The 24,025-nt window shown below is 76.3% G+C and carries 15 protein-coding genes; 10 read left to right on the top strand and 5 right to left on the bottom strand.

Annotated elements, in window-relative coordinates; all coding sequences use genetic code 11:
* From ACFUEL_RS11990 to ACFUEL_RS12025, 8 genes are all read left to right on the top strand, one after another.
* The coding region (locus ACFUEL_RS11990) for a hypothetical protein (RefSeq protein WP_380235995.1) at positions 1-238 on the top strand (238 nt) is incomplete at its 5' end.
* The gene (locus ACFUEL_RS11995) at positions 235-1,554 is read left to right on the top strand and encodes a glycosyltransferase family 4 protein (RefSeq protein ID WP_380235996.1); all 1,320 of its coding nucleotides are present in this window, start codon (positions 235-237) and stop codon (positions 1,552-1,554) included. The genes ACFUEL_RS11990 and ACFUEL_RS11995, both read left to right, overlap by 4 nt.
* 5 nt (positions 1,555-1,559) lie before the next feature.
* Complete coding sequence (locus ACFUEL_RS12000; RefSeq protein WP_380235997.1) at positions 1,560-3,611, top strand: dehydrogenase E1 component subunit alpha/beta; 2,052 nt, start codon at positions 1,560-1,562, stop codon at positions 3,609-3,611.
* Between the two features lie 2 nt (positions 3,612-3,613).
* Positions 3,614-4,894: a 2-oxo acid dehydrogenase subunit E2 gene (locus tag ACFUEL_RS12005; protein WP_380235999.1), complete on the top strand. Its 1,281-nt coding sequence runs from the start codon at positions 3,614-3,616 to the stop codon at positions 4,892-4,894.
* Complete coding sequence (locus tag ACFUEL_RS12010) at positions 4,891-6,885, top strand: condensation domain-containing protein (protein ID WP_380236000.1); 1,995 nt, start codon at positions 4,891-4,893, stop codon at positions 6,883-6,885. Before ACFUEL_RS12005 ends, ACFUEL_RS12010 begins: the two co-directional genes overlap by 4 nt.
* Positions 6,878-10,162: an amino acid adenylation domain-containing protein gene (locus tag ACFUEL_RS12015; protein ID WP_380236001.1), complete on the top strand. Its 3,285-nt coding sequence runs from the start codon at positions 6,878-6,880 to the stop codon at positions 10,160-10,162. The genes ACFUEL_RS12010 and ACFUEL_RS12015 overlap by 8 nt, the downstream gene beginning before the upstream one ends.
* A 97-nt stretch (positions 10,163-10,259) precedes the next feature.
* Entirely contained in the window at positions 10,260-15,782 is a 5,523-nt protein-coding gene (locus ACFUEL_RS12020; RefSeq protein WP_380236002.1) for an amino acid adenylation domain-containing protein, read from the top strand.
* 95 nt (positions 15,783-15,877) lie between these two features.
* The gene (locus ACFUEL_RS12025; RefSeq protein WP_380236003.1) at positions 15,878-16,117 is read left to right on the top strand and encodes an amphi-Trp domain-containing protein; all 240 of its coding nucleotides are present in this window, start codon (positions 15,878-15,880) and stop codon (positions 16,115-16,117) included.
* A gap of 93 nt (positions 16,118-16,210) precedes the next feature.
* Here ACFUEL_RS12025 and moaA read toward each other — a convergent pair whose 3' ends face one another.
* From moaA to ACFUEL_RS12045, 4 genes are all read right to left on the bottom strand, one after another.
* A complete protein-coding gene (gene moaA / locus ACFUEL_RS12030) occupies positions 16,211-17,200 on the bottom strand; it encodes a GTP 3',8-cyclase MoaA (RefSeq protein ID WP_380236004.1) in 990 nt (329 codons plus the stop codon).
* 101 nt (positions 17,201-17,301) lie between these two features.
* Positions 17,302-18,909, bottom strand: coding sequence for a cation acetate symporter (locus ACFUEL_RS12035; protein ID WP_380236005.1), 1,608 nt, complete (start codon positions 18,907-18,909; stop codon positions 17,302-17,304).
* The gene (locus ACFUEL_RS12040) at positions 18,906-19,283 is read right to left on the bottom strand and encodes a DUF485 domain-containing protein (protein ID WP_380236006.1); all 378 of its coding nucleotides are present in this window, start codon (positions 19,281-19,283) and stop codon (positions 18,906-18,908) included. The genes ACFUEL_RS12035 and ACFUEL_RS12040 overlap by 4 nt, the downstream gene beginning before the upstream one ends.
* A 233-nt stretch (positions 19,284-19,516) precedes the next feature.
* Complete coding sequence (locus ACFUEL_RS12045) at positions 19,517-20,560, bottom strand: zinc-dependent alcohol dehydrogenase family protein (protein WP_380236007.1); 1,044 nt, start codon at positions 20,558-20,560, stop codon at positions 19,517-19,519.
* Positions 20,561-20,693: 133 nt separating this feature from the next.
* Here ACFUEL_RS12045 and ACFUEL_RS12050 point away from each other — a divergent pair, with 133 nt between their 5' ends.
* Positions 20,694-21,680 (top strand): DEDDh family exonuclease, encoded by a 987-nt coding sequence (locus ACFUEL_RS12050; protein WP_380236008.1) that lies wholly within the window; start codon positions 20,694-20,696, stop codon positions 21,678-21,680.
* Between the two features lie 31 nt (positions 21,681-21,711).
* The gene (locus ACFUEL_RS12055) at positions 21,712-22,509 is read left to right on the top strand and encodes an SURF1 family protein (RefSeq protein WP_380236009.1); all 798 of its coding nucleotides are present in this window, start codon (positions 21,712-21,714) and stop codon (positions 22,507-22,509) included.
* Positions 22,510-22,522: 13 nt separating this feature from the next.
* Here the strand turns inward: ACFUEL_RS12055 and ACFUEL_RS12060 are convergent.
* The coding region (locus ACFUEL_RS12060; RefSeq protein ID WP_380236010.1) for a SpoIIE family protein phosphatase at positions 22,523-24,025 on the bottom strand (1,503 nt) is incomplete at its 5' end.

The raw sequence follows: 24,025 nt of genomic DNA on the forward strand, positions 1-24,025 counted from the left end.
GCTGGTGGCACTGCTCGCCGGGCCGCCGCGCCCCCGCACGCACGACCTGTCCCCCGCCGACCGGGCCCGCCTGCGCGCACGCCTGCGCGAGCGCCGGGCCACGGGGGCACCCGGCACCGCGACACCCGGCGCCACAACGCCCGTTACCGCGACGCCCGCTGCTGCGACGCCCACCCCCACAGCGCCCGCCCCCGAACCGTCCGCCGCCGCAACGTCCGCGCCGGAGGAGGCCCGATGAGGATCCTGCTCGCCCAGAACCTGATCCACCTGCCGTCGCACGGCGGGGCCAACCGCTCCAACCGGCTGCTGTTGGAGCGGCTGGCCGCGCGCGGGCACACCTGCGAGGTGGTCGGCCCGCTGACCGGCGCGCTGGCCACCGTCGAACCCGGGCAGGCCGTTCGGGCGCTGGTCGAGCGCGGCGCGGCGGTCCGCTCCGACGACGGGGAGACCGTCGTCTACACCCATCGCGGCGTCACGGTGCACGCGGTGCGCTCGCCGTCCCTGCTGCCCCGCACCGTCCGGGCGGTGGCCGACCGGTTGCGCCCGGACCGGACGCTCGTGCCGGGCGACGACCCGGGCCACCTGATGCTCGGCGCGGCGCTCGCCGCGACCCCGGACCGGGTGGTGTACCTGGTCCACACGATCCAGCAACTGCCGTTCGGGCCGGGGGCGTTCCACCCGAGCGAGGCCGGGACGCGGCTGGTGCGGCGGGCGGCCCGGCTGGTCGCGGTCAGCGACGCGGCCGCGACGTACCTGCGCGAGCACGCGGGGCTGGCCGCGGAGGTGGTGCGCCCGCAGGTGTACGGGGCGGGACCGTTCCCGCTCCTCGGGCGGCCCGGGGAGGGGGCCGTGACGATGGTCAACCCCTGTGGCTACAAGGGCATTTCGGTGCTGCTCGGGCTGGCCGACGCCCGGCCGGAGGTGCCGTTCCTGGCCGTCCCGACCTGGGGTGCGGACGCCGCCGACCGGGCCGAGCTGGCCCGCCGGCCGAATGTCGAGGTGGTCCCGCCGGTGGACGACATCGACGAAGTCCTGTCCCGGACGGGGGTGTTGCTGATGCCCTCGCTGTGGGACGAGACCTTCGGCTACACCTGCGTGGAGGCGATGCTGCGGGGCGTGCCGGTGCTGGCCTCGGCGGTCGGGGGGCTGCTGGAGGCCAAGTTGGGCGTACCGGGCTCGCTGCCCGTCCGCCCGGTCACCGCGTACCGCCGCGAGCCGGGCGCGGCTCGGCCCGAACCCGTCGTCCCCGAACAGGAGTTGGGCCCGTGGCTGGCGGCGCTCGACGCGCTGCTCGGCGACCCGGCGCACTACGCGCGGCAGTCCGCCGCGTCCCGCGCCGCCGCACTGGCGTTCGTCGACGGCCTCGATCCAGACGCCTTCGAGCGCTGCCTGGCCGAGCCGCTGCCGTCCGGAGCACCGTCCGGGGCGCCGTCCGGGCCACCGACCTCCGGCGCCGCGGCCCCGCTGGACCGCACCGCCGCGCTGCGCCTGCTGGCCGCCCGCCGACGCGGCGCCGCCACCGCCACCGCCGACACCACCACGACCGAGGAGTGACCGCCGTGCTGAACCCCCCGTCCGGCCCGGAGCCGGACGACGCGGACCTGGCTTCGCTGCTGCTGATCCGGCACGTCGAACTGGCGCTGCTGCGGCTGTTCGGCGAGGGCCTGGTCAGCGGCACCACGCACACCTGCCTGGGCCAGGAGTACGTGCCGGTGGCGCTGGCGCCGCTGCTGGGCACGGCGGACATGGTGTTCAGCAACCACCGCGGCCACGGCCACTACCTGGCGCTGACCGGCGACGCGGAGGGCCTGCTCGCCGAGGTGCTGGGGCGGCGGGGCGCGGTGTGCGGGGGCGCGGGCGGCAGCCAGCACCTGTACACGGGTGGGTTCCTGTCCACCGGTGTGCAGGGCGAGAGCCTGCCGGTCGCGGTCGGCGCGGCGCTGCGCCGGGCCCGGGACGGGGCGGGGGCGCTGGCACTGGCGTTCATCGGGGACGGCACCTGGGGCGAGGGCGCGGTGTACGAGGCGCTGAACCTGGCGGCGCTGTGGCGGGCCCCGCTGGTCGTGGTGGTGGAGCACAACGGCATCGCCCAGTCCACGCCCACCGAGCGGCAGTTGGCGGGCAGCATCGGGGCCCGGGCGGCGGCGTTCGGCATCGCCCACCACCGTTCGTCGACGTCCGAAGTGGCTTCGCTGCGTGCCGAGTTGGCCCCGCTGCTGGATCAAGTGCGGTCCGGTGGAGGCCCGTTGGTGGTGGAGCTGGACGTGCCGCGGCTGGGCCCGCACAGCAAGGGCGACGACACCCGGGGCGCGGAGGAGCTGGCGGAGCTCGGCGCGCGCGACTGGTACCGGGCTCGGGCGGGCGCGTCCGAGGAGCGGTTCGCGGCCTGGGACGCCAAGCAGTCGGCGCTGGTGGACGCCCTGGTGGCGGAGGTGGTCGCCCGGCCCCCGTCGGACGGCCGGGCCCGCGCCCGGTCCGCCGCGCCGCAGCTGACGCCCGTACCGCCGGTGGCGCCGCCGTCCGCCCCGGCCGTCCCGGAGCGGGTCGCCGAGAACCTGAACCGGGCACTGCACGAGCTGATGGCCGCCGACCCGACCGTGCACCTGCTCGGCGAGGACGTGTCGGACCCGTACGGCGGGGCGTTCAAGGTGACCCGGGGCCTGTCCACCCGGTTCGGCGAGCGGGTGCGGTCGACGCCGCTGAGCGAGGGCGCGATCACCGGGGTGGGCGCCGGCCTGGCGCTGGCCGGGGAGCGCGCGGTGGTCGAGATGATGTTCGGCGACTTCGTCACGCTGGCCTTCGACCAGTTGGTGAACTTCGCCGCCAAGTCGGTCTCCATGTACGGCCGCCGGGTGCCGGTGCCGCTGCTGGTGCGCTGCCCGGTCGGCGGGCGGCGCGGGTACGGGGCAACGCACAGCCAGAGCCCGCAGAAGCACCTGATGGGCGTCCCCGACCTGGACCTGTACGAGCTGAGCCCGTTCCACGACGCGGTGCCGCTGGTGCGGCACGCGCTGTCCACCGGCAACCCGTCGGTGCTGTTCGAGGACAAGGTGCTGTACACCGAGCGGCGGTTCACCGGCGACACCGTCGACGAGGTGCTGCGCTGGCGGCTGGACGGCGGCTCGGCACTGGGCCCGGCGCTGGGCACGGCCGTGGTCGGCCCGGCGGGCGTGGACCGGCCGGACGCGGTGGTGATCGCCCCGGGCGGCCTGGCCCGGCGGGCGGTGAGCGCGCTGCGCTCGCTGCTGCTGGAGGACGAGCTGTGCGTGCGCCTGCTGGTCCCGGCCCGGCTGTACCCGCTGGACGCCGACCGGCTGGCCGAACTGTGCGGGCGGGCCCCGGCGGTGGTCGTGGTGGAGGACGGCACCCCCGGCGCGGGCTGGGGGACGGAGGTGGCGCAGGCGCTGCACACCCGGCTGTGGTCGGTGCTGCGGGCGCCGGTGCGGGTGCTGACGGCGGCGGACCGGCCGGTGCCGGCGGCGCCGCATCTGGAGGACGAGGTGTTCGTCCGGGACGAGGACGTCCGGCGGGCGGTCCGCGCGCTGGCGGAGCAGGTGTCGGAGCAGGTGTCGGCGGAGCGGCTGTCGGCGGAGTACGGGGAGGAGCGGTGACGGTGACCGAGTACCGGATGCCGAAGGTCAACACCAACGACGCGGCGTACACCCTGCTGGGGTGGCTGGTCGAGGACGGCGGGAAGGTCGCCGAGGGCGAACCGCTGCTGGAGGTGGAGACCTCGAAGGCGGTCGAGGAGCTGGCCGCACCGTCCGGTGGGCTGCTGGAACTGCTCGTCCCGGCGGGCCGCGAGTGCGCCCCGGGCGAACTGCTGGCCCGGCTGCACCCCGACGCGGCCTCCCTGGACGCGGCCCGGCGGCAGCCGGCGGCAGCCGCCGACTCCCCCGCCCCGGCGGCCGGCGGCCCGGTCCTGACCGCCCCGGCCCGGTCCCGGCTGGCCGAACTCGGCATCCCCGAGTCGGCGGCGCTCGCGCTGGACGTGCCGGTGGTGCGCCGCGCGGAGGTCGACCGGCTGGCGGCGCGGCTCGCGGCGGCGGAGCAGACCCGCCCCGAGGCCGCCGCACCGGAGGCCCCGCAGACAGCACCGGCACCGCAGGCAGCACCGGCACCGCAGACAGCGCAGGCACTGGCAGCGCAGGCGGCGCAGGCACCGCAGGCGGCACCGGCGGAGCAGGACCCGCCGGGGACGGTGCTCGCCCCGCTGTCCCGCAACCAGCGCGCCGTCGCGGCGACCGTCACCGCCTCGCACCGCGAGGTGCCGACGGCCTTCACCGCCGTGGACGTGGACGTCACCGACGCGCTCGCCTCCGGCCGTGAACTCGCGGCGGCGGCCGGCACCCTGGTCGGCCTGGCCGAGCTGACGGCGGCCGCGCTGGCCACCCGCCGGGCCACCGATCCGGCCTGCTTCGCGGCGCTGACGGCCGACGGGACGGGCACCCGGCTGGTGCCCGGCGCGCACATCGGGGTGACCTTCGACCTGGGCGCGGGCCTGTTCGTACCGGTGCTGCACGACGCCGACCGTTCGTCGTTGGGCGAACTGTCCCGGGCGATGATGGGCCACCGGATGGCCGCGCTGCGCGGCGCCTTCCGCGACCGCGACCTACAGGGCGCGAACATCACGCTGACCCTGCACACCGACCCGGGCGTCGCCCTGGCGCTGCCGGTGGTGTTCCCCGGCCAGGCATGCGCGCTGTCGCTGGCGGCCCCGCGCACCGTCGTGCTGCCCGACCCGGACGGCACCGGCTTCCGGGCCCGCAGCCTGGTCCACCTGGGCGCGGCGTTCGACCACCGGCTGCTGAACGGCCGCCAGGTGGTGTCCCTGCTGACGGGCGTGAAGACCCTGCTGGAGGCCCCGCACCGACTCGCCGGAGAGACCCTGTGAACCCGCCCGCCCCCGCCGCCGGCCCCGCCGCCCCGCCGGAAGCCCGCGCCGACGGCCCGGTCCCCACCGACCCCCGCACGCCCCCGTCCGGTTCCTCCTCGTCCTCCCCTTCCCCCGCGTCCTCCCTGTCCCCCGCCGCCTCCGCCGCCTCCGCCGACCGGCGCGCGCTCGCCGCGCGCCTGCTCGCGGCGCGCCGGCAGTCCTCGGCGGGCCGGGGCGTGCCCCGGCTGCCGCGGGACGGCCGGCCGGTGGTGTGTTCGGCGGAGCAGCGCCGGCTGTGGTTGGCGGAGCGGATCGGCGGCCCGGCCGCGTCGCCGCCGGTGACGGCGGGCCTGGCGCTGGACGGCCCGCTGGACCCGGACCGGCTGGCGGCCGCGCTCGCGGTGGTGGTCGACCGGCACCCGGTGCTGCGGACGCGCTACGCGGAGGTGGACGGCGAGCCCGTCCAGTTCCGCCCCGAGGCCCCGCTGACGCCCCGCCAGTCCGCCGACCTGATCGACGTGGTGGACCTCTCCTTCGCGCCGGAGCCGGAGCGCGAGGCGCTGGCCGCCGCCCTGGCGGTGGAGGCGGGCGGGCACCGCTTCGACCTGGCGGCGGGGCCGATGCTGCGGCTGACGGTGCTGCGGCTGGCCGCCGACCGGCACCGGCTGCTGCTGGTGTGCCACCACATCGCGGCGGACGCCCGTTCGGCGGACCTGCTGACCGCCGAGCTGGCGGCGGCGTACCGCGGCGGCGGCGCGCCCGCCCCCGCGAACGGCCCGGACACCCCGACGGCCCCGGACGACCCGAAGACCCCGGACACCCCGAACTCCCCGACGGCCCCGGACGACCCGAACTCCCCGGACGACCGCCCGCAGTACGCGGACTACGCGGCCTGGTCGCGGTCCCGGCTGGACCGCGTTCTGCCGGAGCGCCTGGCGTACTGGCGGCACCTGCTGGACGGTGCGCCCCCGGTGCTGGAGCTCGGCCTGGACGCCCCGAAGGCTCCCGGTGGCGCCGGTCGCCGTACCGCGACGGTCTCGGTGCGGGTGCCCGGCGCGGTGGTGGAGCGGCTGCGGGGGGTCGGCGACGGGGCGCGGCTGACGGGCCACACGGTGCTGCTGGCCGGGTTCCTGGTGCTGCTGGCGCGGTGCGCGGGGCGCCGGGAGGTGACGGTGGGCGTGGTGTCGGGCGGTCGTCCGCACCCCGAACTGGACGCCGTGGTGGGCTGTTTCACCGATCTGCTGCCGTTGCGGGTGTCGCTGGCGGACGATCCGGCGTTCCGGACGTTCGCTCCCCGGGTGCGGGAGGCGCTGGCGGCGGGGCTGGCGCAGGCCGCGCCGTTCGACCGGATCGTGTCGGCGGCGGCGCCGCGCCGCGCGCCGGGGGTGCACCCGGTGTTCCAGGTGCTGTTCGTGGAGCGCACGGAGGTCTCGGCGGCGCCGGGCGGGCCGGGTGCCGGGTGGGGTCCGGGCCTGGACGCCGCGCCGTGGGGGCAGGAGGTCGACGGCACCGGGTACGACCTGGTGCTGGCGGCGGGGGTGGGGCCGGAGGGCGCGGAGCTGGTGCTGACGTACCCGTGCGAGCGGTTCGCCCGTGCGGCGGTGGCGGGGTTCGCGGACGCGCTGGTCGAGTTGCTGGCGGCGCTGGCGGAGCGTCCGGGGGCCGCGCTGAGCGCCGTCCGGACGGCGGAGCCGTGGCGTCCGCCCGTTCCCGCGCCGGCCCGTCCGGCCGCTCCGGCGCGGGGGGAGCCCGCGGCGGGGGGCGGGGGCAGCGGCCCGGTGGCGGAGTTGCGCGCGCTGTGGGGGGAGGTCCTGGGCCTGGCGGAGGTCGGCGACCAGGACGACCTGTTCGCGCACGGCGGGGATTCGCTCGCCGTGGTGCGGATCGCCGCCCGGATCGCCGAGCGCTTCGGCGTGGACGTCCCGGCCTCGGCGTTCTTCGAGTCCCCCACCCCGGCCGGCTTCGGTGCCGTGCTGGCCCGTCTCACCGAGGAGCAGCAGCATGTCTGAGCGCGAGTACCCGCTGACGCCGGGCCAGCAGCGGATGTGGTTCCTCCAGCGGCTGGACCCGTCGGACGTCTCGGAGAACCTGGTCACCCTGCGCCGGCTGACCGGTCCGCTCGACCCGGAGGCGTTCCGCCGGGCGGTGGCCGCGGTGGCGGCCCGGCACGAGCCGCTGCGGGCGTCGTTCGCGGAGGTCGACGGCGTGCCGGTGCAGCGGGTCGCGGACCGGGTCGAGGTGCCGGTGGCGCTGCACGACCTGCGGGCCGAGCCGGATCCGGAGGCCGCGGCGCTGCGGCTGGCCGAGGCGTGCGGCGGGCGGCCGTACGCGACGGACCGGGGGCCGCTGCTGCGGATCGAGCTGTACCGGACGGGCGAGTGGACGCACGTGCTGCTGCTGGCGGCGCACCACCTGGTGTCGGACGGCTGGTCGATCCGGCTGTTGCTGGACGAGCTGCTGGCCGCGCACCGGGCGGTGGCGGACGGCCGGGAGCCGCAACTGCCGGAGCTGCCGGGCGGGTTCGGCGACCACGTGATGTGGCAGCGGGCCCGTGCGGAGGGGCCGGCGGCGGACCGGGCGGCCGCGTACTGGGCGGCCGAGCTGGCCGCCCCGCCCGGCCGGGGCCTGCCGCCGGGCACCCCGCCGGCACGCACCGCGGCGGCGCTGTCCGCATCCGCTGGCGGGACGGCGCCGTCCGCGTCCGGTGGCGCGGCGCATTGGGTGCGGGCCGAGGTCGACGCGGTCTCGGCGACCGCGGTCGAGGAGTTCGCCCGGCGGCACTCCTGCACCCCGTTCATGGCCTGGCTGGCGCTCTACCAGCTGCTGGTGGGCCGGCACACCGGGCAGTCGGACCTGGTGGTGGGCGCGCCGACGGCCGGGCGCGAGCGCCGGGCGGACGAGCAGTTGGTGGGCTGCTTCACGGCCGTCCTCCCGCTGCGCGCCGACCTCGGCGGCGAGGCCGGTTTCGCCGCCCTGCTGGAGCGCACCCGGGCGACCGTGACGGGCGCGCTCTCGCACCCGCAGGTCCCGTTCGAGCGGCTGCTGGGCGAGCTGGGCACGGCGCGCGGGGAGGGCCAGCGGCAGCTGTTCCGGCACTGGTTCAACCTGCACACCGAGTCGGCCGCGCCCGACCCGTCCGCCGACGACGGCCCGCTCGAGGTGGAGGCGCTGCCCGGCCTGCCCGCGCCGACGCCCTTCGACACCTCGCTGGACGCCTGGCCGGCCGCCGACGGCGGCCTGCACCTGCTGCTGGCGTACGACCCGGCGGTGCTGGACGCCGCCGCCGCGCAGGCCCTGCTGGACCGGCTGCCGGGCCTGGCCCGCCACGCCCTGGCCGAGCCCGAACGGCCGGTCGCCACGCTCTCGCTGCTCTCCCCGGACGAGGAGGGCGCGCTGCTGCGCGGCCCGGACGGCGTGCCGGACGACCCGGAGACGGTGCTCGACCTGCTGCTGCGGCAGGCCGCCCGGACGCCGGACGCGGTGGCCCTCCGGGACGGCGAACGGTCGTTCTCCTACCGGGAGTTGATCGCCGGAGCGCGCCGGGCGGAGGCCGCCGTCCGCGCCGTGGGAGCGCTCCCGCGCACGCCGGTCGGGCTGCACGGCGGCCGCTCCGCCGAACTGCTGACGGGCCTGCTGGGCATCCTGCTGGCCGGCTGCGCCTACCTCCCGCTCGACCCGGCCCTGCCCGCACCCCGCCTGCGCACCATGCTGCACGGCGCGGGCGCCACCGCCGTGCTGACCACCCCGGACGCCCCGGACACCGACACCGGCCTGCCCACCGCCCGCCTCACCCCGCTCGACGACGCCCAACCCCCCGCCCCGGGCAGCGAGTTCGCACCCCCGACCCCCGCCGACCCGTCCCCCGCCAGCCCGGCCCCCGCCGACCCGGCCTACGTGCTGTACACCTCCGGTTCGACCGGCGAGCCGAAGGCGGTGGCCGTCCCGCACCGGGCGCTGCTGGCGCGGGTGCGCTGGATGGGCGCGGCGTACGGGCTGGGTCCGGGCGAGCGGGTCCTGCAGTTCGCGTCGCTCGGTTTCGACACGCACGTGGAGGAGGTCTTCCCGGCGCTCGCGCACGGCGCCGAGGTGGTGCTGCTGCCGGTGCTGTCCGCCGAGCTCCCGGACTGGCTGGACGGTCCGCAGGGCCGTTCGCTGACGGTGCTCGACCTGCCGACGGCGTACTGGCAGGAGCTGGTGGCGGCCGGTCCGGCCGTCCCGTGGCCCCCGGCGCTGCGTGTGGTGGTGCTGGGCGGCGACCAGGTGGCGGCGGCCTCGGTCGCGGCCTGGCGCGAACGCTTCGGCGACCGCGTCGAGTTGTGGAACACCTACGGTCCGACCGAGGCCGCGGTGATCGCCACCGCCTGCCGGCTGGGCCCGGCCGACGCGGCCGCCCAGCCGGGCATCGGCCGTCCGATCGCCGCAACCGTCGCCCACCTGCTGGACGACGGCGGCCGCCCGGTGCCGCCGGGGGTGCCCGGCGAGCTGTGGCTGGGCGGGGACGGTCTCGCCGACGGCTACCTGGGCCGGCCCGAGCTGACCGCGGAGCGGTTCGCCGCGGATCCGTTCACCGGCGGCCGGATGTACCGGACGGGGGACCTGGCCCGGCTGCGGCCGGACGGCGCGCTGGAGTTCCTGGGCCGCCGGGACCGCCAGCTGAAGGTGCGCGGGTACCGGGTGGAGCCCGCCGAGGTGGAGGCGGCGCTGCTGGCGCTGCCGGGCGTCGCGCAGGCCGTGGTGGACCTGCACGACGAGGCCGGGCGGCAGCTGCTGGCCGCCTGGGTGGTCCCGGCCGGCGCCGGACTTCCGCCGCACGGCGAGGAGTTGCGCCGGAGCCTGCGCGCCGTCCTGCCCGCCCACCTCGTCCCGGACGTCTGCCTGCCGCTGGAGCGGCTGCCGCTGACCGTCCGCGGCAAGCTCGACCGGGCCGCGCTGCCCTCCCCCGCCACCGCCGCCCCGGCCGCCGCCACCACCGAGCACGTCCCGCCCGGTACGGACGCCGAACTCCTGGTGGCCGAGACCTGGTCCGAGGTGCTGGGCCTGGACGTGGAGCGGATCGGCGTGCACGACGACTTCTTCGCGCTCGGCGGCCACTCGCTGCTCGCCGTCCGGGTGCTGGCCCGACTCCGCACCGCGCTCGAACTCGACCTGCCGGTGCGGGTGTTGTTCGAGGCACCGACGGTGGCCGGCACGGCCGCCGCCGTCGAGGAGCTGCTGCTCGCGGAGATCGACGCGCTCAGCGAGGACGAGGTGCGGGCCCTGATCGACGGGGGTGCCCCCACCCCGTGACCACCTCCACCCCCACCTCCACCCCCGCCCCCGCCACCGCCCTCACCCCCACCCCCACCGACGTACGCGCACCGCTCCAGGAAGGCGCCCCGGCCGCATGACCACCACCCCCGCAGCCCCCGTCACCCCCGTCACCCCCGGCACCACCGGCACGCCGGCCGCCGACGCCCGCGCCGAACTGCTCGCCCGCCGCCTGCGCCGCGCCCGCACCGCCGCCCCGGCGGCGGCCGTACCGCGCCGCCCGGAGGGCACCGCGCCGCCGCTGTCCTTCGCGCAGGAACGCCTGTGGTTCATGGACCAGTTCGTGCCGGACAGCACCGCCTACACCGTGCCGCTGGTGGTGCGGCTGCGCGGCCCGCTGGACCAGGAGCGGCTGTCGGCGTCGCTGGAGCGGCTGGTGGCCCGGCACGAAAGCCTGCGGATGCGCTTCCCGGCGGCGGCCGACGGCTCGCCGACCGTGGTGGTCGACCCGCCGGGCGGCGTCCGGCTGGAGGTCCGCACCGTCGACCCGGCGGCGGCCCCGGCCGAACGGGAGGCCCAGCTCGACGCCTGGGTGCGGGAGGAGACCGGCCGGCCGTTCGACCTGGCGGCGGGCCCGGTGGTGCGGGCGGCGCTGCTGCGGGCCGACGAGCGGGACCACGTGCTGGTGGTGGTGCAGCACCACATCGTCTCGGACGGCTGGTCCAGCGAGCTGTTCCTGCGCGAGCTGCTGGCCGGCTGCCACGGCGGAGACGCCCCTCCGGCACCCGAACTGCCGGTGCAGTACGGCGACTTCGCGGCCTGGCAGCGTGAGCGCTACCGGGGCGAGGTGCGCCGGGCCGACCTGGACCACTGGCGCGGCCGGCTGTCCGGCGTCCCGCCGCTGGACCTGCCGGCCGACCGCCCGCGCCCGGCGGTGCCGACGCTGCGCGGCGCGGGCCACGGCATCGCGCTGGACGCGGCGACCAGCCGGGCGGTGCTGGCGCTGGGCGCGGCGCACGGCGCGACGCCGTACATGACGCTGCTGACCGCCTACCAGGCGCTGCTGGGCCGCTGGTGCGGGCAGGACGACTTCGCGGTCGGTTCCACCGTCGCGGGCCGGACGCTGCCCGAACTGGAGCCGCTGGTGGGCCTGTTCGCGAACGTGCTGGCGCTGCGCGCGGACCTGTCGGGCGACCCGGGGTTCACCGCCCTGCTGGCGGACGTCCGGGAGCGGTTCGTCGCCGACCTGGCGCACCAGGAGATGCCGTTCGAGCAGCTGGTCGAGGAGTTGGCGCTGCCGCGCGACCCGAGCCGGACGCCGGTGTTCCAGACCTCGTTCACGCTGCTCAACTACGAGCGCGCCGAGGCCGGTTCGGCGGAGGGCGGCCCGGAGGTCGGCCACCAGCCGTTCACCACCGGCTCGACCCGCTTCGACCTGGAGCTGTACCTGCGGCACACCGACGAGGGCCTGCACGGCTACTTCACCTACAGCTCCGACCTGTTCGAGCCCGGCACGATCGCCCGTCTCGCCGAGCTGTTCCACCGCCTGCTGCGCCAGGTCGTCCGACACCCCGAACTCCCGCTCTCCCAGCTCGACCTAACCGATCCGGCGGAGCTCCGCACCTCCCTGGAGGAGTGGAACGACACCGCTCTGGAGCTCGCCCCCGGCACCCTGCACGGCCGCTTCGAGGCTCGGGCCGCCGCCACCCCGGACGCGGTCTGCCTGGTCGTCGACGCCACCGGCAAGCGGCTCAGCTACCGCCAACTGGACGAGCGGGCCTCGGCGTTGGCCGCGCACCTGGCCGCCGCCGGGGTGGGTCCGGGCAGCGTGGTCGCGGTCTGCGCCGAGCGCTCGGCCGAGCTGGTGGCCGCCCTGCTGGGCGTGCTGAAGGCGGGCGGCGCGTACCTGCCGCTCGATCCGGACTCCCCGGCCGAACGGCTGTCCGGCATGCTGGCCGACGCCGCGCCCCGGGCGCTGCTGGCCCAGGACGCGCTGCGCGACCGGCTGCCGACCGAACTCCCGCGCGGTACAAGGCTGTTGTCCCTGGACGACAGTGCGCTGCGGCGTCCCCCGGCCGAGCGCCGCCCGCTGCGCCCGGCCGGCCCGGACGACCCGGCGTACGTGATCTTCACCTCGGGTTCGACCGGCCGTCCCAAGGGCGTGCTCTGCTCGCACCGGGGCATCGACAACCGGCTGGACTGGATGCAGCGCGCCTACCCGGTCGGGCCGGCGGACGCGGTGCTGCAGAAGACCCCGGCGGCATTCGACGTCTCGGTGTGGGAGCTGTTCTGGCCGCTGCGCGAGGGCGCCCGCCTGGTGATGGCCCGTCCGGGCGGCCACCGCGACGGCGCCTACCTGCGCGACGCGATCCGCGAACACGCCGTCACCACCGCGCACTTCGTGCCGTCGATGCTCGCCGTCTTCCTCGCCGAGGAGGGCGTGGAGCGCTGCACCGGCCTGCGCACCCTGGTGTGCAGCGGCGAGGAACTGCCCGCCGACCTGGCCCGGCAGACCCTGGAGCGGCTGCCCGGCATCGGCCTGCACAACCTGTACGGCCCGACCGAGGCGTCCGTCGACTGCACGGCCTGGACGTGCACCCGCGAGAACCTGGCGGGCGTCCGCCGCACCCCGATCGGCCGGCCGATCCAGAACATGCGGGTGTACGTGCTGGACCGGCACGGCCGCCCGGTGCCCGCCGGGCTGCCCGGCGAGCTGCACATCGCCGGGCCCGGCGTCGCCCTCGGCTACCTGAACCGGCCCGAGCTGACCGCCGAGCGCTTCCGCGACGACCCGTGGGGCCCGCCCGGCTCCCGGATGTACGCCAGCGGCGACCTGGCCCGGCACCGGCCCGACGGCACCGTCGAGTACCTGGGCCGCACCGACCAGCAGGTCAAGCTGCACGGCCTGCGGATCGAGCCAGGCGAGGTCGAGGCCGCGCTGCGCGCCCTGCCGGGCGTGCGGGAGGCGGCCGTCGCGGTCCGCGAGGACCGGCCGGGCGTGCGCCGCCTGGTCGCCTGGACCGTCCCGGACGGCAGCGGTGCCGACACCGCGCCCGCCGCCCTGCGCGCGGGCCTGCGCCGCAGCCTGCCCGACTCGATGCTGCCCTCCGCGTACGTCGTGCTGGACGCGCTGCCGGTCGGCCCCACCGGCAAGCTCGACCGCAGGGCGCTGCCCTCGCCCGCCCCGGCCGTTCCGGGCGCCGACCGGGAGGAGCCGGCCACCGACGCCGAGCGGGTGGTCGCCGGGGTCTGGTCCGAGGTGCTGGGCGTCCCGCTGCCCGGCCGGGACGACGACTTCTTCGACCTGGGCGGCCACTCGCTGCTCGGCATCAAGGTGGTCGCCAAGCTGCGCACCGCGCTCCCGGACGCCGCCGGCCTGTCGCTGATGGACCTGTTCAAGCACCCCACCGTCCGGGCGCTGGCCGCGCTGGCCGCCACCCCGGCCGCCGACCGCGGCCCGGCCCGCGTCCTGCACGAGCTGACGCCCCGGCAGGCCGCCGACCCGGTGCTGACCCTGGTGTGCGTCCCGTACGGCGGCGGCAGCGCGGCCGTCTACCAGCCGCTCGCCGACGCCCTGCCGCCCGGCCACGCCCTGTTCGCGCTGGCGGGCACCGGCGAGGAGATGGGCCGCTCCGAGGGCCGGGCGGCCTTCCCCGAACTGGTCGCCGCGGCCGTCGCCGAGATCCGCGAGCACGTGCGCGGCCCGGTCGCGGTGTACGGGCACTGCGGCGTCGGCGGGGCGCTGGCCGTCGCGCTGGCGCTCGCCCTGGAGGCGGACGGCCGGGCCGTGGAGGCGGTGTACACCGGTGCGATCTTCCCGTTCGCCCGGCCGCGCGGCCCGGTGACCCGCCTGATGACCCGGATGGAGCGGCTGACCGGCGACCGCCGCTACCGCGACTGGCTGACCTCGCTGGGCCTGAGCCTGGACGACGTCGACCCGGCCACCGCCCGCCGCCTGGTGCGGGACATGCGCGTCGACAGCGAGCAGGCCGAGGAGTACTTCACCGGGCTGCTGACCCGCGGCGTCACCCCGCTGGCGGCGCCGGTGGTCTCGGTGGTCGGCGAGCGCGACGACATCACAGACTACTACGGGGAGCGCTTCCGCGAGTGGCACTTCGTCACCGGCACCACCGCCCTGGTGGTGCTCGCCGAGGCGGGCCACTACTTCCTCAAGTACCGGGCCGCGGAGGTCGCCGCGATCCTCACCACCGTCCACCGCGAGCTGCCCGACGGGGCCCCGCCCGCCCCCGCGGAGGACGCCACCTGGCACCTCGCCGACGTCTCCCGCTCCGCCGCCCCGCCCGCCGCCACCGCGCGGGCGAGGGCGGCCGCGCCCGCGCCCGGCATGCCGCGCTTCCTGGCGGTCGCCGCGGGCCAGCTGGTGTCGATGGCGGGCACCGCCACCACCGAGTTCGCGCTGCCGCTGTGGCTGTACCTGAGCAGCGACTCGCTGCTCCAGCTCGCCCTGCTCTCCTCGCTCGCCCTCGTCCCCGGCCTGCTGGCCGCCCCGCTCGCGGGCACCGTCGCCGACCGCTACAGCCGCCGGGCCGTGATGCTGGCCGCCGACACCGCCGCGGGCGCCACCCAGGCCGCGATGCTGGCCCTGCTGCTCGCCGGGGCGCTGCACCGCCCGGCGGTGTACGCCCTGATGACGGTGCTGTCGGTGGCCCTGACCTTCCAGCGGATCGCCTGGTCCTCCGCCGTCCCGCAGCTCGCCCCCAAGCGCTTCCTCGGCCACGCCAACGGCCTGGTCCAGGCGGGCGGCGGCGTGGTGCAGTTCGCGGTGCCGCTGCTGGCGACGACGGCGCTGGCCACGGTCGGCCTGCGCGGCATCCTGATCGCCGACGTGTGCAGCTACGGGGTGGCGATCGCCGTCACCGCGGCCCTGCGCTTCCCCCGCACGCTGGGCTGGCGCCGCCGGGAGAGCGTCGGCGCCGAACTGCGGGCCGGCTTCCGCCTGGCCCTCGGCACGCCGGGGCTGCGCGCGATGCTGTTCTTCTTCGCGGGGACGAACCTGCTGGTCGGGCCGCTGTTCATCTTCTTCCAGCCGCTGGTGCTGGGTTTCGGCTCGCTCGCCGACGTCGCCCGGGTCTCGCTGGCGGGCGGCGCCGGCATCGTCCTGGGCGGCACCGTGATGGCGGTGTGGGGCGGCCCGTCCCGGCACCGGATGCGCGGCGTGCTGGGCGCGTTCCTGCTGATGGCGGCGGGCTGCCTGGTCACCGGCCTGCGCCCGTCGACGGCGCTGGTCGGCGCGGGCGTGTTCGGCATGTTCCTGGGCCTGACCGTGATGAACACGGTGTACGCAACGATCGTCCAGGTGAAGGTCCCGGCCCGGTTCCACGGGCGGGCCTTCGCGGTGAACGCGCTGTTCGCCTGGTGCACGATGCCGATCGGCTTCGTCCTGCTCGGCCCCGGCACCGCGGCCCTGCTGCAGCCCGCCCTGGAGCCCGGCGGGGCGCTCGCCCCCACCGTCGGCCAGCTGATCGGCACCGGCCCCGGCCGCGGCCTCGGCCTGACCTACGTGCTGTTCGCGCTCCTCCTGATCGCCACCGGCCTGGTGCTGCGCCGCGTCCCGGTGTTCGCCCACTTCGACCAGCAGGTCCCCGACGCCCGCCCGGACGACCTGGTCGGCCTGGAGGCGCTCCACAACCGGGCCTAGCGGCCCCGGCTCCGTCGCCCGCTCGCCGTGCCGAGCGGGCGGGGAGGCCGGAGGATGGCAGGGACCGGTGTCCCCGAGAGGCCAGGAGGGTTCCCGTGAAGGAGCTCGAGTTCACGCAGAAGCGGACGCTGTCGCGGACCGAGGCCGCCGACCAGTTGGAGGCGCTGGCGGCCGCGCTCAGGCGCGGCGGGCAGGCCGAGCTGGAGCTCGGTCCCGGCCGGCTGACCGTGCGCATCCCCGACGAGCTGCGCACCGAGATCGAGGTCGAGCTGGACGGCGACGAGATCGAGCTGGAGATCGAGATGTCCTGGCGCACCGGACAGCCGGAGGGCTGAACCCGGGCGGGGGCACAGCCGGAGGGCTGAACCCGGGCGGGGGCACAGCCGGAGGGCTGAACCCGGGCGGGGGCGGGCGGGCCGGAACCCCGCTCAGCCGCCGATCGCCGACATCGGCCGCTCCGGCTGGTGGAACTCCGGCTGGTCGATGCCCGCGCCCGCCTTCTTGCCCCACATCGCGGCCCGCCACAGCTCGGCCAGTTCGGCGTCGTCCGCGCCGGAGCGCAGCGCCCCGCGCAGGTCGGTCTCGCCGGTCGCGAACAGGCAGTTGCGCACCTGCCCGTCGGCGGTGAGCCGGGTACGGTCGCAGGCACGGCAGAACGGGCGGGTGACGGAGGCGATCACGCCGACCGTCGCGGGGCCGCCGTCGACCAGCCAGCGTTCGGCGGGGGCGGCGCCCCGGGCGGCGGACGGTTCGGGGGTCAACTCGAAGCGGGCGCGCAGCAGTTCGAGGATCTCCTCGGCGGTGACCATCCGCGTCCGGTCCCAGCCGTGCTGGGCGTCGAGCGGCATCTGCTCGATGAAGCGCAGCTGGTAGCGGTGCTCGATCGCCCAGGCCAGCAGGTCGGCGGCCTCGTGGTCGTTGACGCCGCGCATCAGGACGGCGTTGAGCTTGACCGGGCGCAGTCCGGCGGCCTCGGCGGCGGCGAGGCCGTCCAGTACGTCCTGGTGGCGCTTGCGGCGGGTGAGCCGGGCGAAGGTGTCGGGGTCGAGGGTGTCGAGCGAGACGTTGACCCGGTCGACCCCGGCGTCGCGCAGGGCGGGGGCGATCCGGGCCAGGCCGATGCCGTTGGTGGTGAGCGAGATCTCCGGCCGGGGTTCGAGCCCGGCGCAGGCGGCGATGATCGCCACCAGCCCGGGGCGCAGCAGCGGTTCGCCGCCGGTGAAGCGGACTTCGCGCACGCCCAGCGTGCCGACGGCGAGGCCGACCAGGCGGACGATCTCCTCGTCGGTGAGCAGTTCGGGCTTGCCGAGCCAGTTCAGGCCCTCTTCCGGCATGCAGTAGGTGCAGCGCAGGTTGCACCGGTCGGTGAGCGAGACCCGCAGGTCGACGGCCTGCCGGCCGTAGGTGTCGAGGAGCATCCCGGCGCCCGCCTTCCTGGAAGGGGCCCGCTGGCCCGGCCACCGTGCGGTGGCCGGGCCAGCTTAACGCCGCTCCCGGACACCGCCGGGGAGGCGTTCGCTCAGTGGGCGCCGAGGCCGGTGAGCGAACGGACCTCCAGTTCAGCGTACTTCGCCGGGTCGGCCTTCTCCTTGGAGAGGTAGGTGCCGATCACGCCGGCCAGGAAGCCGACCGGGATGGAGACCAGTCCGGGGTTCTCCAGCGGGAACCAGTCGAAGGAGCCGCTGGGGATCAGCGCCTTGGCGTTGCCGGAGACCACCGGGGAGATGACCACCAGGCCGACGGAGGTGATCAGGCCCGCGTAGGTGGAGGCGACCGCGCCGGTGGTGTTGAACCGCTTCCAGAACAGCGAGTAGAGCAGGGTGGGCAGGTTGGCGGAGGCGGCGACCGCGAAGGCCAGGGCGACCAGGGCGGCGGCGTTCAGCTTGTCGGCGAAGATCGACAGCAGGATGGCGATCGCGCCGATCGCGACGGCGGCGAACTTGGCGCTGGCGACCTCCTCCTTCTCGGTGGCCTTGCCGCGCCGGATGACGTTGGCGTAGAGGTCGTGGGCGAAGGAGGACGAGGAGGCCAGGGTGAGTCCGGCGACCACGGCGAGGATGGTGGCGAAGGCGACCGCGGAGATCACCGCAAGCAGCACCGCGCCGCCGGTGGTCCCGGCGCCGCCGCCGAGGTGCTCGGCGAGCAGCGGGGCGGCGGTGTTGCCGGACTTGTCGGCGGCGAGCGCCTTGCGGCCGACCAGGGCGGCGGCGCCGAAGCCGAGGGCGAGGGTCATCAGGTAGAAGACGCCGATGATGCCGATCGACCAGAGCACCGACTTCCGCGCGGTGCGCGCGGTGGGGACGGTGTAGAAGCGCACCAGGATGTGCGGCAGCGCGGCGGTGCCGAGGACGAGGGCGATGCCGAGGCTGAGGAAGTTGAGCTTGGTGGTGCCGTTGGTGCCGTACTTGAGGCCGGGCTGCAGGAACTTGTCGCCGCTGCCGCTGGCCTTGGCGGCGGAGCCGAGCAGTTCGGACAGGTTGAAGTGGAACTTGGCGAGCACCAGGACGGTCATCAGCCCGGCGCCGAGGATCAGCAGCACGGCCTTGATGATCTGCACCCAGGTGGTGCCCTTCATGCCGCCGATGACGACGTACAGCACCATCAGCGCGCCGACCGCGACGATCACCCAGCGCTTGGCGGCGTCGCCCTGGGCGCCGAGCAGCAGGGCGACCAGCGAGCCGGCGCCGACCATCTGGGCGAGCAGGTAGAAGATCGACACCACGATGGTGGAGATGCCCGCGGCGGTGCGGACGGGCCGCTGGCGCATCCGGAAGGCCAGCACGTCGGCCATGGTGTAGCGGCCGGAGTTGCGCAGCGGTTCGGCGACCAGCAGCAGGGCGACCAGCCAGGCGACCAGGAAGCCGATGGAGTAGAGGAAGCCGTCGTAGCCGGAGAGCGCGATGGCGCCGGTGATGCCGAGGAAGGACGCGGCGGACATGTAGTCGCCGGAGATCGCCAGGCCGTTCTGGAAGCCGGTGAAGCCGCGGCCGCCGGCGTAGAAGTCGGAGGCGTCGCGGGTGCTGCGGCCGGCCCAGAGGGTGATGCCGAGGGTGGTGAGGACGAACACCCCGAACAGCGACATGATCAGGGTGCGGTGGTCGCCCGCGGAGGTGGCCAGCTGCATCATTCGGCGGCCTCCTCGGCCACGGCGGTGCGGTCGACGGGCTGCGCGGGCAGCGTGGCGTCGGCGCGGCCGCGGATGACGGCGGCGCGCGGGTCCAGCTGCCGGTCGGCGAACCTGGCGTACCAGGCGGCGATGGCGAAGGTGCTGACGAACTGCAGGATGCCGAGCACCAGCGCGAGGTTGATGTTGCCGACGACCTTGGTGCTCATGAAGCCGGGGGCGTAGCAGCTGAGCAGGACGTACAGCAGGTACCAGAGGACGAATCCGGCCGTGACCGGGAATGCGAAGTTCCGGAAGGAGCTTCGGAGCTGCCGGAACTCCGGTGACTCCTCGATACGTTGGAACGATTCGGGGACTGGCTCGGGCGGGGGTGCCACGCGGGGTCTCCTGACGTCTTCGGTGCGACGGACGATCAGATGGACGTGAGTGACGTCACATTGAGTGCGCTGCATGCTAGATCCAGGAACGGACGCCGAGAAGCTTCCCCACGCGATGTGGCCGAAAACCGTCCTGAACGCGCCACCGGGGCGGCCGCTTTACGGCCACCCCGGTGTGATGATCATTCAACTACGGCTGTTCGGCGGGCAGTTGCCCACCCGTCCGGCGGACCTCAGAACGCGATCCGCACCTTCAGCGCCGTCCGCTCGTCCATCGCCCGGTAGCCCTCCGGCACCCCGTCCAGGCCCACCGTGCGGTCGAACACCGCGCCCGGGTCGATCGCCCCGGAGAGCACGTCGCCCAGCAGCTCGGGGATGTACGCGCGGGCCGGGGCGACGCCGCCGCGCAGCTGCACGTTCCGGTTGAACATCTGGCCGATGTCGACGCCCGCGCTGCCGCCGTGCGGCACGCCGACGTAGCCGACCGCGCCGCCGTCCCGGGCGATCGAGATCGCGGTACGCATCGACTCCTCGGTGCCGACCGCCTCCAGCACCGCGTGCGCGCCCTGCCCGCCGGTCAGCTCGCGCACCGCCTCGACCGCCGCCTCGCCGCGCTCGGGCACCACGTCGGTGGCGCCGAAGGAGCGGGCGATCGCGGTGCGGCCCGCGTGCCGGCCGAGCGCGACGATCCGGCCCGCGCCGAGCCGGTGCGCGGCCAGCACGCCGCACAGCCCGACCGCCCCGTCGCCGACCACCGCGACCGTCGCGCCGGGCCGCACGCCCGCCGAGACCGCCGCGTGGTGCCCGGTCGCCATCACGTCGGACAGCGCCAGCAGTCCGGGCAGCAGCTTCTCGTCCCCGGCCGCCTCCTTGGGCAGCTTCACCAGCGTCCCGTCCGCGAACGGCACCCGGACGGCCTCGCCCTGCCCGCCGTCCGACCCCGGGGTGCCCCAGAAGCCGCCGTGCGGGCAGGAGGTCTGCAGGCCCTCGCGGCAGTACTCGCACACGCCGTCCGACCAGACGAACGGGGCCACCACCAGGTCGCCGACCGCGAAGCCGCGCACCTCGGCGCCGGCCTCCTCGACGAAGCCCAGGAACTCGTGCCCGATCCGCTGCCCGGCCTTGCGCTTGGCCACGCCGCGGTACGCCCACAGGTCGCTGCCGCAGATGCAGGCGTTCAGCACCCGCACGACCACGTCGGTGGGCCGCTCGATCCGCGGGTCCGGCACCTCCTCGATCCGGATGTCCTGGGGGCCGTGGATCACGGTGGCGCGCATGAGGGGAGTCCTTCGGTGTAGCGGGCCCGCGGGTGTCTGCACCCGGGCTTCCCACTGTAAGCCGCCGCTCGCACCCGCTATTCCGGGCGGAGCGGTCCGGGGCCGCCCGCCGTTCCCCGTAAAGTGGTGCGTTATGTACGCGCCATTCCCGTCCTCGCCGCTCCCGGCACCGCGCACCGGCCCCGGCGGGGGCACCGGGCGCGGGTTCGCCGTGGTCGACGTGGAGACCACCGGTCTCGGCCGCTCCGACCGGGTCATCTCGGCGGGCGTCTACCAGCTCGACCCGGCCGGCGAGGTCACCGACCACTGGTACACCCTGGTCAACCCCGAGCGGGACCCGGGACCGGTCTGGATCCACGGCCTGACCAGCGAGGTGCTGGCCGGCGCGCCGACCTTCCCGGAGATCGCCGCCGAGTTCGCCGAGCGGCTGCGCGAGCGGGTGCTGGTCGCCCACAACGCGCTGTTCGACTGGAACATGATCTCCCGCGAGTTCTCCCGGGCCGGCCTGCGCGCCCCGGTCGAGCAGCGGCTGTGCACCATGGTGCTGGCCCGCGACCTGCGGCTGCCGCTGCCCAACGGCAAGCTCTCCTCGCTGGCCGCGCACTTCGGCGTGCACCAGCGCCAGGCCCACCACGCGCTGGACGACGCCCGGGTGCTGGCCGAGGTGTTCCGCCCCTCGCTGGAGCTGGCCCGCAGCGGCGGCGTCCCGCTCCCGCTGACCGCCTGCGTGGCCGTGACCGACCTCGGCGAGGACGCCGCCGCGGCCGCGGCCCCGGCCCGCGGCTCCTGGGGCTCCTCCTACCGCCCCAGCCGCAAGCGCCCGGCCTGCCCGTACCCGAACCCGGGCCGCTGGGCGGACGGCTCGCCGCTGGTGCAGGGCATGCGGGTGGCGATCAGCGGCGACACCGCCACCGACCGCGAGCTGCTGGAGGACCGCGCCACCGAGGCCGGCCTGCACATCGCCTCCTCGGTGAGCCGGCTCACCAGCCTGCTGGTCACCAACGAGCCGGGCTCCTGGAGCGGCAAGGCCCGCAAGGCCCGCGAGTACGGCACCCCGGTGGTCGGCGAGGACGCGTTCCTGCAGCTGCTGCGCGAGGTCGCGCCGCACCCCGGTGCCTGACGCGGCGGTAAGGAGGGTTAGCGTGCCGGGTGTGTACCGATTCCTGCTGTCCGTGCGCTGGGCGGTCATCGTCCTGGTGGCCGCGGTGCTGGTCCCCACCATGATCAAGCTGGGCTTCTGGCAGTACCACCGGCACGAGGCCCGGGTGGCCCGCAACGACCTGGTGGCGCGGAACCTGGGCAGCACCCCGGTCGCCTTCGACTCGCTCTCCGCCCCCGGCTGGTCCGTCCCGACCGGCGAGGTGTGGCGCACGGTGACCGCCACCGGCAGCTACGACACCGGGCACGAGGTGGTGATCCGCGGCCGCACCGAGCCCGGCGGCTCCACCATCGGCTACTTCGTGGTCACCCCGCTGGTGCTGGCCGACGGCCGGGGCTCGGTCCTGGTCAACCGCGGCTGGGTGGAGTCCGCCGCGGACGCCGCCAGCATCCCGGACGTCCCCGCCCCGCCGTCCGGCGAGGTGACCGTCACCGGCCGGCTGCGCGCCGACGAGACGTACGCCTCGCTGGGCGTGAAGAACCGCGGCGGCCTGCCGGACCGGATGTTCAAGGTGATCAACACCGCCGAGCAGGCGAAGTACGCGAACAGCACCGTGCTCGGCGGCTACCTGGAGCTCGCCTCCTCCCGGCCGGCCGCCGGCCCCTCCCCCGAGCTGCTCGCCGAGCCCGGCCACTCCGACATCGGCCCGCACATGGCGTACGCGATCCAGTGGTGGCTGTTCACCGCGCTGATCCCGGCCGGCCTGGTGGTGATGGCCCGCCGCGAGGCGAAGCAGAACGCGGCGGAGCGGGCCGCGCGGTCGTCGGAACCCGTCGGCGCTACCGGCTGAGCGGCGGTCGGCGCTACCAGCTGAGCGGCGGCGGGTCGAGCGGCTGCTCGGCCCAGATCGTCTTGCCGTTGCGGGTGTAGCGGCTGCCCCAGCGCTCGGTCAGCTGGGCGACCAGGTAGAGGCCGCGGCCGCCCTCGTCGGTGAGCCGGGCCCGGCGCATCCGCGGCTGGGTGGAGCTGGGGTCGGAGACCTCGCAGGTCAGCACCGAGGAGCGGATCAGCCGCACCATCACCGGCCCGCCCGCGTACCGGATCGCGTTGGTGACCAGTTCGCTGAGCACCAGCTCGGTGGTGAACACCAGCGCGTCCAGCCCCCACGCCTCCAGCGCCCGGGTGGCGGCCTCGCGCACCCCGGCGACGGCGGACGGGTCGGCGTCGATGGTCCACACGGCGGTGTCCTCGGGCGGCACCGGGTGCAGCCGGGCCAGCAGCAGCGTCACGTCGTCGCTCAGCCCGGCGGTGGACATCTCCGCGACGATGCCCCGCCCGGCCGCCGCCAGGTCCCCGCCGAGGTCGGCCTCGCCGAGCCGGGCGGCCAGCTGGGCCATGCCCTCGTCCAGGTCGCCGCCGCTGCCGCCCTCGATCAGCCCGTCGGTGTACAGCGCCAGCACGCTGCCCGCGCGCAGCGCGCACTCGACGGTCTCGAACGGCAGCCCGCCGACGCCGAGCGGCGGCCCCGGGTTGACCGGCAGGTACTCGACCCGGCCGCCGGGGTGCACCAGCGCGGGCGGCGGGTGCCCGGCGCTGGCGGCCTGGCAGATGCCGGAGACCGGGTCGTAGACGGCGTACACGCAGGTCGCCCCGGAGGGGTCGGCGACGCCGCGCTCGCGCTCCTCCTCGCTGCCCTCGACGACCAGCTGGGAGACCAGGTCGTCCAGGTGGACCAGCAGTTCGTCGGGTTCCAGGTCGAGGTCGGCGAGGGTGCGCACGGCGGTGCGCAGCCGGCCCATGGTGGCGCTGGCCTGCAGCCCGTGGCCGACCACGTCCCCGGCGACCAGGGCGACCCGGGCGCCGGAGAGCGGGATCACGTCGAACCAGTCGCCGCCGACGCCGGTCGCGGTGTCGGTGGGCCGGTAGACGCTGGCGGTGGTGGCGGCGGGCACCGCGGTCTCGGCGGGCGGCAGCAGCGAGCGCTGCAGGCCGACGGCGGCCCGGTGCTCGCGGGTGTAGCGGCGGGCGTTGTCCAGGGCGAGCGCGGCCCGGGCGGCGATCTCCCGGAGCAGTTCGAGGTCCTCGTCCTCGTACGGGCCCTGCTCCTCGCCGCGGCGGACGGTGACCCGGCCGAGCGGGCCGCCGCGGGCGTGCAGCGGGGCGCTCATCGAGAGCGGCCCGGTGGCGGCGGCGGTGCCGAGCCGTTCGCGGCCGAGCGGGCCGAGCGGGCGGCTGTCGGGTCCGGGCGGCCCGGCGGTGGCGGTGCGGCGGACGGCCAGCAGCCCGTCGGCGCCGGGCGCCGGTTCGTCGCCGGTGAAGACGGCCTCGGCGATGTCCACCTCGGCGCGGTCGCCGAGGCCGGGCAC

This window comes from Kitasatospora sp. NPDC057198, from assembly GCF_042670125.1.
Taxonomy (GTDB): Bacteria; Actinomycetota; Actinomycetes; order Streptomycetales; family Streptomycetaceae; genus Kitasatospora.